The sequence below is a fragment of the Massilia sp. DJPM01 genome (assembly GCF_030348125.1).
Taxonomy (GTDB): Bacteria; Pseudomonadota; Gammaproteobacteria; order Burkholderiales; family Burkholderiaceae_D; genus Telluria_A; species Telluria_A frigida.
This window is the reverse complement of the sequence record NZ_JAQOZV010000031.1, coordinates 1-16,524: the sequence shown is the minus strand read 5'-3', so window position 1 is coordinate 16,524 and position 16,524 is coordinate 1. Positions and strand designations below refer to the sequence as shown.

Here is a 16,524-nt window from a genome sequence, read left to right as displayed (position 1 = left end):
GGTAATCCTGGGATGGTTAGTCGTGTTTGGTAAGAGATGCGGGAGATGCGCTGGGCGCCTGGGGCAGGAACAGGGCGCGCGCCTCGGGCAGCGCGCCGGCCAGCTTGAGCATGGCGACATATGCGATGGCGAAGGCGGCGCCGATCAGCAGCGCTTCGGGCAGCGGCGCGCGCACCAGGTCGGCCGCATCGAGCAGCGCGGCCAGCGCGCCGGCGCCAATGCAGGCGGCCAGGATGCGCAGCAGCGCGCCCCACTGCTGCAGGCGGCGCAGCGGCACCCCGGTCACGCGCGAGACGCGCCAGAAGCTGAAGGCGTTGCCGGCGGCCAGGGTCAGCACATTGCCGAGCGCGGCGCCGGGCACGCCGAACAGCAGCGCGCCAGTCACGCCGGCGGCCAGGCTGACCAGCAGCAGGCAGGCGTCGGCGGCCAGCAGGAAGCGCCCCTGGTTGAGTACCACCGTGAGCGTGCTGACCTCGACCGCCACGCCCAGCAGGGCCAGGCAATTGATGCGCATGACGTCGGCGGCGAGCAGGTATTTGTCGGTATAGACCACGGTCACGATGTGCACGGCCAGCACGGCCGTGAGCATCAGGGTCGGCAGCAGCACGAAGGCGCTGGCCAGGTTGGCGCGCTGGTTCAGGCGCAGCATGCCGGCCTGGTCCTTGTTCGATTCGAGCGCGGACAGGCGCGGCGCGATGGCGTTGCTGACGCTGTTGCGCACCAGGGCGACCACCGGCATGATGACCGCGCCGATCGAGAAGGCGGCAAAGGCGGCGGCCGGGAACATGGCGGCCGCGACCCACTGGTCGGCCTGGCCGCGCAGCAGGTACAGGGCGGAAGCGAAGCCGAACGGCAAGGCGTAGGCCAGCTGGGTACGCAGCACCGGCATCTGCAGCGGAAAGACGCGCCAGCCGTAGTGGCGCCCGATGTGCAGCAGCAGCAGCCCCACCTTGATGGCGGCGTAGGCCACCAGGGCCCCGAACACCACGTCGGCGCGCCCGGACCAGGCGGCGGCACCCACCATCAGCACGCGCAGCACGGACAGCGCGACGATGGTCCTGGCTTGGCCGGCCACGTCGCCGCGCGCATTGGGCAGGAACTCGATCAGGTTGGCCGCCACCCACAGGGTCAGGAAGGCCGGCATGAACCAGGCCGCGCTGTGCATGGCGCGCAGGCTGGCCGGCAGCAGCGGATTCCACGGCCCCAGCGCCAGGCCGGCGCAGGCGCCGGTAAACAGCAGCAACAGCAGGGTCTGGTGCACATAGGGCGCGCGCGCCGCTCCTTCGTTGCGCGGCAGGAAATAGAACAGGCTGCGCGGCAGCGCGAAGGGGGCGATCGCCATGGCCGTGCCGATCGCCAGCCAGGCCAGGCGGTAATCGGCAAAGGCGCTGGTCGGCAACAGGCGCACCAGCGCGACCGGCATCAAAAATTGCAGGGCGAAATCGAGCATATTGGCGGCGGTCAGGGTGATCGCGCCGCGTTTCAGGCTGGCGCCGCTCATCGCGCGCTCCGGCCAGGCATGGCGATCAGCGCCCTGGGCGAGGCCAGCGTCGCGGCCCCCGGCCGCGACGGCCTTGGCGGGAATGCCGGCCGCGCCTTCATGCGAGCAGCGCCGACAGGTAGGGAGCGGAGACGGTCTCGGGCGCCAGGCGCGCGCTGGCGTAGGCGCGGCAGCGCGCGCTGCAGGCGGCCAGCTGGGCCGGATCGGCCAGCAGCGCGCGCACCGCCGCGACGGCGCCGGCGACGTCGCTCACCGCCACGCCCAGGCCCAGGCGGGCGATGATGCCGTCCGGATCGAAGGTGGCCACCACCGGCACGCCGTTGGCCCAGGCTTGCAGATAGGTATTGGGAAAGCCCTCGAAGGACGAGGTATTGACAAAGATGCGGGCGCGCGCGAACAGGCTGCGCGTGGCGCCGAACTTGACCTGGCCGTGAAAGCGCAGATTCGGCAAGGCGCGGCTGCCCTGCTCGGCGCGCGTGTACAGCTCGCGCTCGGGCGGATGGGCGCCGCCAGCCATCTCGCAGACCAGCTCGGGCAGCTCGCGCACCATCTCGATGAACCACTCGGGACGCTTCATCGAGCGCATATTGGCCAGCCACAGCAGGTCGGTGGCGCGCTCGGCGGGGGGGACGATGGTCTCGGGCAAGTCGGAAAACATGCCAGCCACTTCCGCATGCAAACCATAGTTTTTCAGCAGCAGCTCGGCTTGCTTGTCGGTTTGGGCCAGGATCGCGTCGGCGTGGCGCAGGCCGTAGTGATACAGCATGCGGTCGCGTGCGTTGGTCAGCATCAGGGTATCGGGCGCGCAATCGGCGTCGGAGGCGATGCGGAACACCAGGCGGCGCCGGTGGCGCCGGCAAAAGGCGGCCAGGATGCCGACGCTGGCGCCGGCGCAGCTGACGTAGTAGACCTCGGCGTCGGCCGCCTTCAGGCCGGCCCAGGTGGAGGTCAGGCGCGGCGCGAAAAAGCGCAGGCCGGGCAAGCCGGCGCCGAGGGCGAAGGTCTTGCGCACGGTCACGCCGCCGACCTGCTCGACCGCCTTCTGGCCGAAGTCGCCCACCAGGGAGGTGACCTGGTGGCCGCTGCGCGCCAGGTAGCGCGACATCAGCGCATGCTGCACTTCTTCGCCGCCGATGTGGACGTTTTTTCCATCCAGGTCGGCGATGACGCCCCAGGCGTTATAGTTCAGCATGCAGATGCGCGCCGATGTGCGCTGCTTTGCATCGCGCTGCGTTGAATCAATATCCGTCACGTTGCCAGCTCGTCTTTCCGTAGGTCAAAGGGCTTGTCATGCCAGGGTGCCGGTTCCCGATGCCGGTGCCTGTCCTTGGTGCGGTACACGCCGCCGCAACCGATCAGGACGCCAAGCAAGATCCAGAAATACGATTGCGAAAAAGTGGGGGTGAACATATCGTCGGTGAAGCCCTGGATGAACCACACGGGGATCAGCACGGCGCCGCCGGCGAACATGCCTTGCAGGCTGGCGTTGGGATGCTCGCGCGACAGGCGCAGGAATTCGCGCCGTACGAACAGCAGGAAGGCGAGCATGAAGCCGAAACCGATCAGGCCCATGTCCATCAGGCCGCCCAGCCAGGCGCTGTGGGTCTGCGCCACCGGCAGCATCTTGTTCAGGCGCACCGGCGGGCTCCACAAGAGCGAGCGCACGCCGTGCGGCAAGAACGGCTCCTCCAGCACATACGGCAGCAGCGGCAGCCAGATGCCATCCAGGCGGCCGGCCGTGACCGCGCCGCGGTCGCCGTTGCCGACCCCGGTCAGGGCACGGTCGAGGATCGGTTCGATCACCAGCGGGCCGATGCAGCCGGCCACGATCACGCCGATGATGACGGTCTTGACGCTGATGCGCTTCCAGAAGTAAATCAGGTTGACCAGGACGAAGCCGACGAAGCCGCCGCGCGAGAAGGTCATCAGCACGCACACGGCGAACACCACGGAAGAGACGAACAGCAGGCGGCGCTGGGCGTTGCCGGCCCCGCGCAGCGAGAACAGGGTCACCGCGTAGAGCATGTTCAACAACAAGCTCATCTCGTTGGCGTGCATGCCGAGGCTACCCAGGAAGTCGCGCGCCAGGGGCGAGGCCAGCTGGCGCAGCGACATGCCAGAGGATAACAGCCGCCAGCCCACCAGGGTGCAGAACACCCAGCCGGAAGCGAGCATCAGGTAGAGGAATTTTTCCGGCTTTTTACTGTGGCGCACGGACAGCCCCACCAGCAGCGTCAGCAGCACCAGGAATTGCGGCTTGAGGAACATATCGCGCAGATAGCCGATGCCATCCTTGTACTGGATCAGGCGTTCAGCCTCGAAGCGCGGCGGAATCAGGCTGACGTTGGACATGCCGACCAGGCAGGCGATGGCGATCGGCAGCACATACCAGACGAGCAGGCGCATCGGCGCGATCGGATCGCGCCAGCGCCGCAGTCCGGCATGGACGACATAAGAGACCATGGTCAGGAACAAGATCAGGTTGAGCGGATTGAGACCGCGGATGCCCAGCATTTCATGCGGAAAGAAGGCCAGCGCCGAGAGCGGCATGATGACGATGGCGGCGGCCACCCCGACCCGGAAATCGAGCATGACCCACAAGCCGAGGGCGGCCAGGATCACGACCGCCGGCACCAGCACGCCCAGGGTCGGCACGACGGCCCCGAACACGGCCGCCAGCAACAGCAGCGCGGCGATGCCGGCTACCGCGCCCGCCTTGCCGCGGCCCTGGTAGCGGCGCGAGTGGGGAACCGGGTGCTCGATCATGCCGGCCCCTGTGCGTTCAATCCGCCGCACATCACGCAGGAGCGCCGATCAGCTTGGCGCGCACGGGTGGCGCAACGTGCTTCATCAGGTCGTTGACAAACGCATCCTGGGCGGCAAACGCGGCCTTGTCATCGGTTTCGATGGCCGAGACGCGCACCAGGTAGCCGTCGGGAATGAAGTCCGACAGCGCGTACTTGAGCTGCACCACCTGGCGGTCGAGGTAGCTGCGCACCACGCTGCTGCCCATGGTGAACCAGTAGGTGACCGGCTCGACCCGCGGGCCATTGCTGGCGACCATGCGCGTGACCGGCACCGGCAAGCCGTCGATGACGATATTTTCACTGTGCAGGTCGCGGATCTGGAAACCCTGGGCCGCGTAGCAGACTTCCTGGCGGTGCGCGCGCATCGACTGGGTCTGGTTGGAACCGTAGGCGATGGTCAGCATCACGCGCTGGCCGCGGCTGTTGATATAGGTGCGCGAGAGGGTCTGGCTGTAGATGGCGGCCACCTTTTCCTGCTGCACCGACGAGGGCACCATGGCCACCGCATCGGGATCGACCTTCCAGTCGCCGAAAGCGGCCGGCACGCTGGTTTCCAGGTTAATCGCGGGCATGCTGTCGGCCAGCATTTTCTGCGGCTTGATGGCGATCGTCCCCAGCAGGGCCGCACCCATCAGCAGCGCGGCCGGAATCGCCATGCGCAGCGGGCCGTAGTCGGCCGCCAGGGCTGGCGGGCCGCCTTCGCTGGCGAACAGGGGCAGCGCTTCCTTGTCGGAGGCGCCGAAGCGCAGCAGCGAATCAGTCGCGATGATCAGGAGCAGCGCCGAGACGAACAGCACCATGCCGGCGAAACCGTGCAGGAAGCCCTGCCCGGCCGCGTCGCCCAGGTGGTAGGTGATCAGGGTGAGCACCATCACGCGGATCACGTTGGAGATGAACGAGATCGGCACGATCAGGATGGCCAGCGTGACATTGCGGAACAGCGAGTTGTGGCGCACCACGTTCAGGTACAGCAAGCCCAGCGCTTCCAGGGTGAACAGGGTGTGCAGGCCGGCGCAGGCGTCGGCCACGAGCAGCTTGTACTGGCCGATCTGGAGAATGACGCCGCTGCGCGAAATCGGATAGCCGACCCAGTACAGCACGTTGCCGACCACCCAGGAGACCGCGGTCTTCATGGGCATGGTCAGCATGTCGACCAGGGAACCCGGCAGCGGCAGCATGAACAGCATGAAGAAAAACGGGAACCACAGCACGCGCAGCGCGCGCGTGCCGCGCATGAGCAGGATCAGGGCCATCAGGGTGCCGAGGTAAGACCCGATCTCGAAGATGGCGATGCCTTGCGAACGGCCGAGAAAGTACACGAAGACGGACAGCACCAGCAACGGCCAGCCCAGCCAGCTACCGCGCTGGCCTTCGCTGGCGGCCAGCATCTGGCCCCAGTTGCGGAACAGCAGCCAGTGCGCGATGCCGAGGATGATCGGGCCGTGGGCCTGCTCTTCGGTCGCCCACAAGCCGGTGAACATATCGTAAAAGCTCGGCACATACATCAGCAGCACGCCGAGCGCGAGCGGTGCCCAGGACGGTAGCGGGCCGTTGCCGGACAGGCCGGCCGGCAGGGTCGACTTGGCCTGCATCGTCATTTGAAATCCACGAGCACGGAACCGACCACCACGGCGCCGTTCTGGGCAACCTGTTCGGCCAGGGCATTGACGTCGCCCATATGGGTCTTGTTCTTGCGCGCGACAATCAGCACGCCGCCGGTGCGGGCAGCCAGCACCAGGGCGTCGAGCCCGGTCTGGCTGGCGGCCACGTCGTACAGGGTGACGTCGTAGCGCGATTCGAGCTGGGCGTTGAGCCCGGCGAAATTGCTGCGGCTGAGCAGTTCCTGTGGATTCGGCGGCAAGGTGCCGGCGCCCAGCACCGACAGGTCGACGAAGGAACCGACATGGGCGGTGACGTCGAGGTCGGCGCGGCCGGCCAGCACGTCGGACAAACCTTGTTTGCCGGGAATATTGAAAATGCTGTGCTGGGCCGGCGTGCGCAGGTTGGCGTCGACCAGCAGGGTGTGTTCGCCGAGCTGGGAAAACACCACCGCCAGGTTGGCCGCGAACAGGCTGGCGCCATCGCCGCGGTCGATGCCGACCACGGTGAGCGATTTGCGCCCGCGCGCGAACCAGCGCAGCATCAGCTGGCTGCGCACGGCGCGCAGGGTTTCGACCTGCGGGCTGAAGGGATCGTAGGCGGCCACCAGGTGCGGCGAGTAACTGCCCTCGCCCGGCTGCAGGTAGGGATAGTCGAACTGGCGCGCCAGCACTTGCTGGATGTCGGCTTCGTTGATCAGGCCCAGGCGCTGGGCGGCCTCGCCGAAGCGGATCCCCAGTTCCTTCTGCATGCGCAGCACGCGCTCGGCGTTTTCGGGGGTGATCTTGCCCGATTCCAGCAACATATGGCCGATGCTCGAATCGGCGCGTTTTATTTTCTCGGAAGCGGCGAGGGAAAGCTCGGTCTGCGTCATGGTGTTTCCTCTTGTTGGTTCAGGCGCGGGCTTGCTAGCCCAGGCGCAGGCGGCGCGGCAGCAGCGAATTGATCGCGCTGTAGCGGCGCCGCTTCGGCGCGGTCCAGTCGATCATGCCGAGCACCGGCATCTGCAGCACTTCGGCCATATCGGTTTCGGAACGCACGCGGCGGTCGATCATTTCGGTCAGCAGGGCAAAGCCCAGGCCCAGCATGACGCCCAGGAAGGCCGACAGCATGGTGTTGAGCATCACGCGCGGGCCGCTGGCGCCCAGCGGCGCGGTGGCCGGATTGAGCACGGCGATGTCGGACTGCTCGGACGCGCCTTCGATGCGGGTTTGCGAAAAGCGCTGCGAGGTGGCATCGAAGGCGCGCTGGGCGCTCTCGACATCCTTGACCAGCACGCCCAGTTCATCGCGGCTGCGGTTCAGTTCCAGTACCTTGGCCTTCTGGGCCGCCAGCGCGGCGCGCACGGCGGCTTCGCGCTGCTGCAGGATGGCGGCGTTGTTGCCGACGCTGCTGGATGCGGAACGCTGCTGGGAAGCCAGGTTGGCATGGATCTTGTCGACTTCGGCCTTGATGCTCAGGTATTGCGGATGGTTCACGCCCAGGCGCTGGCCCGCTTCGGCCAGGCGCGATTCGGCACCGGCCAGTTGCACCTTGATGTTCTGCACCAGCGGATTGGCGGCCACGTCGGGCGAATCGGCGCCGCGCGAACCCTGCGCCATGCCCTGGCGCGAATTGGCTTCCATGGCCTGGCCCTGGGCCGCGACCAGTTGCGCCGACAAGTCGTTGAGGCGGTTCGATTCGACGTCGAGACGGTTGTCGACGCTGACGATGCCATTGTCCTGCTGGTACTTGGAGAGACGGCTCTGGGCCGCTTCCACGTTACCGCGCAGCATTTTGGTCTGCTCATTGAAATAGGCCGCGGCCTTTTTCATCGGCTCGACCTTCAATTCGATGCTCAGCCTCTGGTATTCCTCGGCGAAGGCATTCGCCACGCCCGCCACGAATTGCGGGTCGGCGCCCTTGAAATTGATTTCGACCACGCTGCTTTCGCGCGATGGCACCACGTCGAGCTTGTGCAGCAAGAGGTCGGCCAGCCAGTCGCGCACGGTGCCGCGCCCGCCGGTGGCTTTCTTGAACTGCTCGACCACGGTGGGGTTTTCAGCCATCTTGAGCTGGTCGACCACGCGTCCGGCCACGTTTTTGCTGCTGATGATATCGATCTGGGTTGCCATGTACCCCGGCAGCAGCTGGCTCGGCATCGCCATGCCGGTCAGCGGATCGACGCCTTTGTAGTTGAGCAGCACGGACGCCGTGGCCTGGTAGGTCTTGGGCATCGACAGGCTGACCATCAGGGTCAGGGTGACGGTGACCAGCAGGGTCGCGAGGATGATGTACTTGCGCGCATACAAAATCAGCAAAAACTGGGATAAATTCATTTAGCAACTCTCGATATGGTGCGGCGCCCTGGGGCCGCGGGCCAGGGCCGCAGGCCACGGCCCCGGCCAAAAAATTAGAACCAGCTTTCCTTGACGAAGACGACATCGTCGACTTGCAGCATGTCATCCTGCTTGGCATCGATCAGGCGGATCTTGCCGTCCGCATCGCGGCGCTTGATCACCAGGCCGCGCTCGGTGCCGCGCATGGACAAGCCACCGCCAGCCGACAGGGCTTGCACCACGGTCATCGCACGTTCCAGGCGGAACGCGCCCGGACGCTGGACTTCGCCGTAGATATAGAATTTCGGCGCGCGCTCGACGTACAGCACGTCGTTGCCCGACAAGGCGTAATCCTTGGACAGCTGGCCGGCGCGGACCATTTCGATGACATCGATTTCCTCGCGCGTGGTCTTGCCGTCGCGGGTGCGGATCAGGCTGACGCGGTCGCCGCCTTCGCCGTTGATGCCGCCGGCCATGGCCAGCAAGTCGATCAGGCTGCGCTTGCCTTCGATCGGATAGCGGCCCGGGCGGTTAACCTGGCCCAGCACCGATACCTGCTGGCTCTGCACGGCGGTGACGATCACGTTCACTTGCGGCTTCTTGACGAAGTTGCCCGCTTCCAGCATGGAGGCGATTTTCTTTTCCGCCGCCGCCGCCGACAGGCCGGCCACCGGCACCTGGCCGATCAGGGGGAAGCTGATATTGCCGCCTTCGCTGACCCGGGCTTCCAGGGTCAGGTCGGGACTGCCGTAGACCGAGACCTTGAGCACGTCGCCCGGTCCGAGCTGCAGGTCGGCGGCCATGGCCGCACCCATCGTCATGGTCATCAGGAAAGCCATCAGGCCGTGTACCAGTTGTTTCATTATTTCACCTCTAATCAGTTTCAGTTGTCGGGATGGCGGCCGGGGCCGCTTATTTCAAGCCTGCCACGCCGCGCGCGGTAGCCGCATCGTCGGTGGCCGGGGCCGCTTCTGGCTGGGCCGCCGCGGGGGTGGCCGCGACCGGCGCCGGGGCCGGGGCCGGCGCTGGCGCTGCGGCCGGGGCGTCGGCCGGGGCCGCGGCCAGGGTCGGGGTTTTCAGGTAATCGATCTTGGCGGCGGCGCGCAGACGCTTGAGTTCGGCATCGGCGGCATCCTTGGTGCGCTTGTTGAACAGGAATTTCTCGATCTGGGGCGACGCCACTTCGAGCGTGGCCGGGTTGTCGCGCACGTCGACGATCAAGACCAGCATGCTGCGCTCGCCTTCCTTGACGATGAACAGCTGGTTCTTCGGCATGCTCTTGAGCTTGGCGGACATTTCCGGCGCCAGGTCGGAGGTGGTGCGCGAGGCCTGGGCGCGCATGTACTTGATCTTGTTGGCGTCGAACCAGACGGCCACGTCGTCCAGCGACTTGGCGTTTTCGGCCACCTTCTTGACTTCCTCGCTCAGGTCTTTCGACTGGATCACCAGCTGCTTCATGTCGAACTGCTTGCGGGCGGCGAAGAAGTCGGGATTCTTGGTGTAGTAATCGCTGATTTCGGCGGCGCTCGGGCGGGCCACGGTGCCGACCTTCTTCTGCATATAGTATTGGGCGATGATCAGGGCCTTGGCCCGTTCGATCGCCTGCACCACCTTGGGATCGCGGTCGGCCTTTTCCTTGGCCGCTTCATTTTGCAGCAGCTGGCGGTCGATCAGGGCTTCGACCAGCTTCTTGCTGGCCTCGGCCTGCTGGGCCGGCGGCACATTGGCCAGCATCAGCTCTTCGCTCAGCTGCAGCTCGGTGATTTCTTCTCCATTGACGCTGACCAGCGCCTGGCCCACCTTGGGTTTGCTGCCTTTGTTGCCGCAGCCGCCAAGTGCGGCGAGCGCGACCATGAGCGCGGCGCACAGCAAACGTTTGTGGGATGGCGCCGACATGGCCAGGGTGGAGTTGTTCAATTTATTCCTCAATTTTGTTAATAAAGCTTGATTAATACACAACGAGATTGCCGGGATTATTACACACATCGGCAAATCGATGCGTTTAAATGGTACTGTTATTCCGCCCTGCATGATGGCCGGCGGGCAGCCCGGGGCGCCCGCGCCGGCCTTCATTTTAGCGCGTTGCCGATGACGACGAAACAACTTTTGCTGCACTGCGGTAGAGCATTAAGGCCGGCTTAATACGCCGTGTTGTATTAGTGCGCATTCTCGCGGCTGAACACCACCTTGACCGTCTTGACGATGATCCACAGGTCAAGCCAGAGCGACCAGCTGCGCAGGTAATCGAGATCGTACTGGATCCGCGCTTCCATCTTGTCGAGCGTTTCGGTTTCGCCGCGCATGCCGTTGACCTGGGCCCAGCCGGTGATGCCGGGCTTGACCTTGTGGCGCAGCATGTAGCCCTTGATCAGCTTGCGGTATTGCTCGTTGTGCGCCACCGCGTGCGGACGCGGGCCGACGATGCTCATGCGTCCCTGCAGCACATTGAAGAACTGGGGCAGTTCGTCAAGCGAACTCTTGCGCAAGAATGCGCCGACCCGGGTGATGCGCTGGTCGCCCTTGCGCGCCTGCACCACGGTGTCGCCATTTTCGGTCACGGTCATCGAGCGGAACTTGTAGACGATGATTTCCTCGCCATACAGGCCGTAGCGGCGCTGGCGGAAGATCACCGGCCCCGGCGAGGTGAACTTCACGGCGCAAGCGATGACCAGCATGATCGGCAGCAGCATCAGCTGGATGATCAGGCCGAGCACGATGTCGCTGGTGCGCTTGACCATGCTGTTCAAGCCCATGAACGGGGTTTCGCAGATGGCGATCACGGGCATGCCGCCAACGTTGTCGAAACGCGCCTGCATCAGGTCGAACACATAGATATCGGGCAGGAAGTAGACCGAGGCGGTGGTGTCCTGCAGTTCGTCGAGCAGCTTGCGGATGCGCGGCTGGGCCGAGATCGGCTGGCTGATGAAGATCATCTTGATGTTATGTTCGCGCACATAGGCGGCGATATCGGCCATCTTGCCCAGCATCGGATGGCGCAGGTTGGCCGGGTGGCGGTCTTCGGTGCGGTCGTCGAAAAAGCCGTGCATCTGCATGAACAGGTTCTTGTGGCGCTCGCAGATGCCGGCGAACTTGATGCCGACGTCGTTGGCGCCGATCACCACCACCGAGCGCATTTCGGTATTGTTGCCGGGGCCGACGGAGACGCGGCGCACCGCCAGGTGGCTCACCAGCATCACGATCGGGGTGGCGATGAACCAGGCCAGCACCACTTTATTGTCGTAATAATACGACAGTCCACTGGCCGAACCGAGGAACAGCAGCACGCACACGGTCAGGATCCAGCCGAACACGGTGTCGCGCATGTAGGCGAACATGCGCCCGCTGCGCCAGGTCCGGTACGGATCGACGTGCTGGTAGACGGCCGACGAGACGAAGAAGGCGAGAATCATCAATACCAGCGAATACCCCGTGAACGGTTCATGGAAGAACATCGACGAGACGTACAGGGTCCCCATGATGATCAGGGGATCGAGCACGCGCTGGAAAAACGAAATTAAGGGGATGTCATTGACCGTCATGGGCACCTTTAGAACTGCGCATTGGCGTTTACCGAAACTGTGTTCGCCTTGAAGCTTCCATTACCGAGGAATTGCGCGCCGCTGCGCTCCTGGTGGATGAAAGAGGTGGAAAATTGCACTGTCTGCAACGGAACCCAGGTGGCGCCGAAGGTGGCCGTGCGCAGCGTGTCGCTCAGGTCGCCCGGCGAATTGGGCAGCAGGCGGCCTTCATATGAGCGCTGTTCCACGCTCAGCGTGCCGTCGAAGCGCACCTTGGCCATGGCATCCCAAGCGCTGCCGAGACTGGCGCCGCGGTTCAGGCTGAAGGTATAGTAATAGTTATCGATGGGGGCAAACTCGCGCCACAGCGCGGTATTGAAGCGCAGCTTCTGGCGCGGGCTGAAGTCCGCCGTGACACGGCCGTTAAAGCCGCTCACGTCGTGCGGACCCGATTCGGCATTCTTGCGCTTGGCGTAGCCTGCCAGTCCCTGCACGGTAAGGATGGGCGTGGCGCGCCAGACCACGCGCGCCTTCAGTTCATCCTGCTGGTAATCGTTGTTGCGCACCTGGCCGCCGATAATGCGCCGGTTCAGGTACTTGCCGCTCAGGCGGCGCGCCACCAGGCCGGCGCTGCTGCCGCTGCGCGGCAGGTAGTCGAAGCCGGCTTCGACCGTGTCCTGGGTGCGGTCGTTATAACGCTGGGTCGACAGCTCATAGGTAAATTTGTCGCGCGCGACGGCGCTGCGCACGCGCCAGCTCGGATGCATGCGCCAGGCGCCATCGGCGAACTGGCGGCGCTGCACGCGCAGGTTGCGTTCGCGGCTCTGGAAATCGGTGTACGGCGCCAGGCTCTGGGCATAGGTGGCGCCGAGGCTGCCGTCCAGGTGGTTGCCGAGCTGCCAGTTCCAGGTGCCCTGGAAATCCTTGCCGTCGTAATCGAGCTGCTGGAAGTGCGAATACGCCACTTTCGACAGCTTGCCCTGCAGCTCGATGCGCTGGCGGCCATAGGTTTTGTCGAAAATGACCCCGGCCACGCTCTGGCGCGCGGAATCGCTGCGCTGCTTGTCGTAACCGGGCGCGGCGTCTTCCAGGCGAAACAGGTTGTCGTCGTAGAAATAGCCGAGGCCGCCGTAGACGTGCAGCGCATCGGACGGCCCGGCCCAGGCCGGCGTCGCGGCTGCGCCCATGGCCAGGGCCAGCGCTACGGCGCCCGGCACGATGGCGCCAGGCGCCAGGCGCGGGCGATGTGGATGTGTTGGCAAGGTGGAAGGCATTTGTTAGTCTTTGTTCAAGTCATTTCGAATTGGCGAGATATTACCAGTATGTCCAATTTCCCGTTCGCACAATCCACAGCCCGAGAAGGCCGTTGGTGACGGCGTGCGCGAGGATGGATGACCACAGGCTGCGTTGTTTCATGTACAACAGGGAATAGGCGGCGCCGGCGACGATCCCGGCCAGCCACAGGTTATGCTCAAATCCAAACAGGACCACGCCGATCACAAAACTTTTGAGGCTTATTTGTGCTGGATCAAGCGAATCGAAGTGGTCCGAATCGATCCAGCGCATCAAAAACGAGCGCCAGAACAATTCTTCCATGACGGGCACGACCAGGGCGGCGCCGGCGATGCGCACCGCCACCATCAGCCAGTCGATCCGCCCGCCCGTGGTGGGATTGAAGCCGTCGGGCGCGCCGATCACCATCCAGTCCGCATTCAGGCTGACCCACAGCACCAGCACCACCACCCCGGTCAGGGCGGCGATGACGGTCGCCAGCGCGCCGGCGCGCCAGGCATGCAGTTCGGTGTAATCGCGCCAGAACCAGGCCAGCGTGGCCAGGACGGCGCCGATCTTGAGGGCGTACATCCAGCGCAGCGCCTGGGCATCGACGCCCAGGCGGGTCAGGACATCGACCGCGATGATAAAGAAGATATACACCAGGAAGGGCAGGATGCGGGCCCAGGCCGAGCGACTGAACATCGGAACGTTGGCAGCGGCAGGCGCCGTCAGGTCGGGTTGTTCATTGCGTTCGGACATGGTTCTTCATCTGCCAGGCAAACGCCTGCTCCTGTTTAATCTATGGTGATCATCCCTTTGAACGGGCTTCGATCAGTTCCCACTTTTCCAGCGCATCGCTCAGTAGCTGATCGATTTCGGCAAAGCGCGTATTGAGGCGCTTGGCATCGGCCGGGTTGGTCCTGTAAAAGTCCGGTGCGTTGAGTTGCAGCGTGATGGCCGATTGCTCGTCCTCCAGGCTGGCTATCAATAATGGCAGCTCTTCGAGCTCCCGCTGTTCCTTGTTACTTAATTTTACCTTTTTAGCAACAGGAACGCCAGAGGATGTTGTAGTAGTTTTAACAGCCGCTTTCGGTGCCGCGGCGCCGCCCTGGGCCTGGATCTGGCCTTTGACGCGTTCCCAGTCGGTATATCCGCCCACGAATTCGCGCCAGTTGCCCTCGCCTTCGGCCACGATCACCTGGGTCACGACATTGTCGAGGAAGGTACGGTCGTGGCTGACCAGGAACACGGTGCCGGTGTAGTCTTCCAACAACTCTTCCAGCAATTCGAGGGTATCGATGTCCAGATCGTTGGTCGGCTCATCGAGCACCAGGCAGTTGGCCGGCTTGGCGAACAGGCGCGCCAGCAGCAGGCGGTTGCGCTCGCCGCCGGAAAGCGACTTGACCGGCGAACGGGCCCGTTCCGGCGCGAACAGGAAGTCGTTCAGGTAGGTCATGACGTGCTTGCGCGCGCCATTGATCTCGACCCAGTCGCTGCCCGGGGCGATGGTTTCCATCAGATTGGCTTCTTCATTGAGCTGGGTGCGCATCTGGTCGAAGTACGCGACCTGCAATTTGGTGCCGAGGCGTACGGTGCCGCTGTCGGCCGCTTCTTCTCCGAGGATCATTTTCAGCAGGGTGGTCTTGCCGGCGCCGTTGGCGCCGATCAGGCCGACCTTGTCGCCGCGCAGGATGGTGCCGCTGAAATTGCTGACGATAACTTTGTCGCCATACGCCTTGTTGACGTTTTCCAGCTCCGCCACGATCTTGCCCGAGCGTTCGCCCGAGGACACTTCGAGCTTGACCTGGCCTTGCTGGTCGCGGCGCGCGGCGCGCAACAGGCGCAGCGCTTCCAGGCGGCGCACGCGGCCTTCGTCGCGCACGCGGCGTGCCTTGACGCCCTTGCGGATCCAGACTTCTTCCTGGGCCAGGAATTTATCGAACTTGGCCGCTTCGACCTCTTCGATTTCCAGCTGTTCGGCCTTACGCGTCTGGTAAGCCGTGAAATTGCCCGGATAGGACAGCAGCTTGCCGCGGTCGAGCTCGATGATGCGGGTGGCGACGTTGTCGAGGAAGCTACGATCGTGGGTGATGAACAGGACCGAGCCCTTGAAGTCGCGCAACAGGCTTTCCAGCCACAGGATGGAGCGGAAGTCGAGGTGGTTGGTCGGCTCATCGAGCAGCAGCACGTCCGGCGCGGACACCAGGGCCACGGCCAGCGCGACGCGCTTTTGCATCCCGCCCGACAGGGTGCCCATCAGCGACTCGCCGGCAAGGCTCAGGCGGTCGAGGGTGGTGTCGACCTTGTTTTGCATGCTCCAGCCATCGGTGGCGTCGAGCTGGACTTGCAGGTCGTGCATGCGCTCCATCAGCGCATCGTCGTCGCCCTGGCCGAACTGGCCGGTCAATGCTTCGTATTCGGCCAGCATGGCAGCCTGGCCACCCATGCCGGCGGCGACCGCGTCGAACACCGACATGGCCGGGTCGAAGGTCGGTTCCTGCTCGACATAGGCGATTTTGATGCCTTGTTGCATCACCAGCAGACCATCGTCGAGCTTGAATTTGCCCGAGATGGTTTTCAGCAGCGAAGACTTGCCGGTGCCGTTACGCCCGATCAGACCGACGCGCTCCGTGGTTTCAAGGGAAAATTCCGCGTGATCGAGCAACGCGACGTGGCCGAACGCAAGTTGCGCCGACGAGAGTGAAATGACAGCCATAGAGGGTAAGTGCGCAGGCGGGAAAACCCGCCAGATGAATGAATGAAGCACGCATTGTACCGACTTGGGAGAGGTGGCACCCAATTTGCCGCCATTTAGGGGGCGAACCTCGGCTATAATTGCGGTCGATTCACGACACCGGGCCGCCTCAGGCGGAGGCCGATCGCCGAATCACAGCGTCCTCTCCGTAGCACAATGGATAGTGCACATGCCTCCTAAGCGTGGGATACAAGTTCGATTCTTGTCGGAGGGACCATAAAACGCTTAATAATCAATGACTTATATTTTATTTGTGACACGGTTGTGACGCAGGGCGATGCCACCCATAGAGGTGGCTTTTTTGTACCCGCTCGATCGAACCCGTCCCAGTCAACGTAAAATTCCAGCGCGCAGGATTCACCACGCGCGACGCCGTCAGGACCGCCAGACCGCCGCCGTCTACGTTGCCGATAGGCTTACCATAAAGCACGCCTTCGGCGCCGTTACTGAAACGCGGGTCCGATTCCCGCCGCCCCACCACTAAACACTTTAAAATCAATGACTTAGAAATTTTTACTAGCATTGTTTTGGGGTTATTTGGGGCTGTTTAGGCACCAGAATGACAGCAAAATGACAGCCTGTGACGTATGAAGAAGCCGCCCTCCAGCGGCTTTTTTACGCCTGTCGACGTAGCGTGAGGCTCAGTGCAGACATCTGCACCTCGTGAACGACACGCAAAAATGCCCGGTCTCGCGCTGGGCATTTTTGCGTCTACGGGTTGAATGCGGCTTCGGCGGGAGAGGAGGTCTAG

At 64.0% G+C, this 16,524-nt stretch carries 12 protein-coding genes and 1 tRNA gene; 1 reads left to right on the top strand and 12 read right to left on the bottom strand.

The window, feature by feature from the left end:
• Positions 1 to 16: 16 nt before the first annotated feature.
• From PO883_RS19600 to PO883_RS19545, 12 genes are all read right to left on the bottom strand, one after another.
• Positions 17 to 1,501 carry a lipopolysaccharide biosynthesis protein gene (locus PO883_RS19600; RefSeq protein WP_289311239.1) on the bottom strand — a complete coding sequence of 495 codons (1,485 nt, stop codon included), beginning with the start codon at positions 1,499 to 1,501 and terminating at the stop codon, positions 17 to 19.
• 97 nt (positions 1,502 to 1,598) lie between these two features.
• Complete coding sequence (locus tag PO883_RS19595) at positions 1,599 to 2,693, bottom strand: glycosyltransferase family 4 protein (protein ID WP_289311238.1); 1,095 nt, start codon at positions 2,691 to 2,693, stop codon at positions 1,599 to 1,601.
• A 56-nt stretch (positions 2,694 to 2,749) separates the two neighbouring features.
• Positions 2,750 to 4,267 (bottom strand): O-antigen ligase, encoded by a 1,518-nt coding sequence (locus PO883_RS19590; protein ID WP_289311237.1) that lies wholly within the window; start codon positions 4,265 to 4,267, stop codon positions 2,750 to 2,752.
• Between the two features lie 31 nt (positions 4,268 to 4,298).
• Entirely contained in the window at positions 4,299 to 5,906 is a 1,608-nt protein-coding gene (xrtB, locus tag PO883_RS19585; protein WP_289311236.1) for an exosortase B, read from the bottom strand.
• Positions 5,903 to 6,781: a chain length determinant protein tyrosine kinase EpsG gene (gene epsG, locus PO883_RS19580; protein ID WP_289311235.1), complete on the bottom strand. Its 879-nt coding sequence runs from the start codon at positions 6,779 to 6,781 to the stop codon at positions 5,903 to 5,905. The genes xrtB and epsG overlap by 4 nt, the downstream gene beginning before the upstream one ends.
• Before the next feature lie 34 nt (positions 6,782 to 6,815).
• Positions 6,816 to 8,225 carry a chain length determinant protein EpsF gene (gene epsF / locus PO883_RS19575; RefSeq protein ID WP_167085430.1) on the bottom strand — a complete coding sequence of 470 codons (1,410 nt, stop codon included), beginning with the start codon at positions 8,223 to 8,225 and terminating at the stop codon, positions 6,816 to 6,818.
• Positions 8,226 to 8,299: 74 nt separating this feature from the next.
• A complete protein-coding gene (epsE, locus tag PO883_RS19570) occupies positions 8,300 to 9,088 on the bottom strand; it encodes a polysaccharide export protein EpsE (RefSeq protein WP_289311234.1) in 789 nt (262 codons plus the stop codon).
• Positions 9,089 to 9,137: 49 nt separating this feature from the next.
• Positions 9,138 to 10,142, bottom strand: coding sequence for an EpsD family peptidyl-prolyl cis-trans isomerase (locus PO883_RS19565; RefSeq protein WP_289311233.1), 1,005 nt, complete (start codon positions 10,140 to 10,142; stop codon positions 9,138 to 9,140).
• A gap of 239 nt (positions 10,143 to 10,381) precedes the next feature.
• Positions 10,382 to 11,764, bottom strand: a complete 1,383-nt coding sequence (locus tag PO883_RS19560; RefSeq protein ID WP_289311232.1) for an undecaprenyl-phosphate glucose phosphotransferase — start codon at positions 11,762 to 11,764, stop codon at positions 10,382 to 10,384.
• Between the two features lie 8 nt (positions 11,765 to 11,772).
• The gene (gene epsL / locus PO883_RS19555; RefSeq protein WP_289311231.1) at positions 11,773 to 13,017 is read right to left on the bottom strand and encodes an XrtB/PEP-CTERM-associated polysaccharide biosynthesis outer membrane protein EpsL; all 1,245 of its coding nucleotides are present in this window, start codon (positions 13,015 to 13,017) and stop codon (positions 11,773 to 11,775) included.
• Positions 13,018 to 13,057: 40 nt separating this feature from the next.
• On the bottom strand, positions 13,058 to 13,777 hold the full coding sequence (locus PO883_RS19550) for a CAAX prenyl protease-related protein (protein WP_289311230.1): 720 nt from the start codon (positions 13,775 to 13,777) through the stop codon (positions 13,058 to 13,060).
• Between the two features lie 49 nt (positions 13,778 to 13,826).
• Entirely contained in the window at positions 13,827 to 15,734 is a 1,908-nt protein-coding gene (locus PO883_RS19545; protein ID WP_289311229.1) for an ATP-binding cassette domain-containing protein, read from the bottom strand.
• 181 nt (positions 15,735 to 15,915) lie between these two features.
• On the opposite strand from PO883_RS19545, the gene PO883_RS19540 reads away from it, so the two are divergent.
• Positions 15,916 to 15,990: transfer RNA gene (locus PO883_RS19540), tRNA-Arg, on the top strand.
• The last annotated feature ends 534 nt before the right edge of the window (positions 15,991 to 16,524 follow it).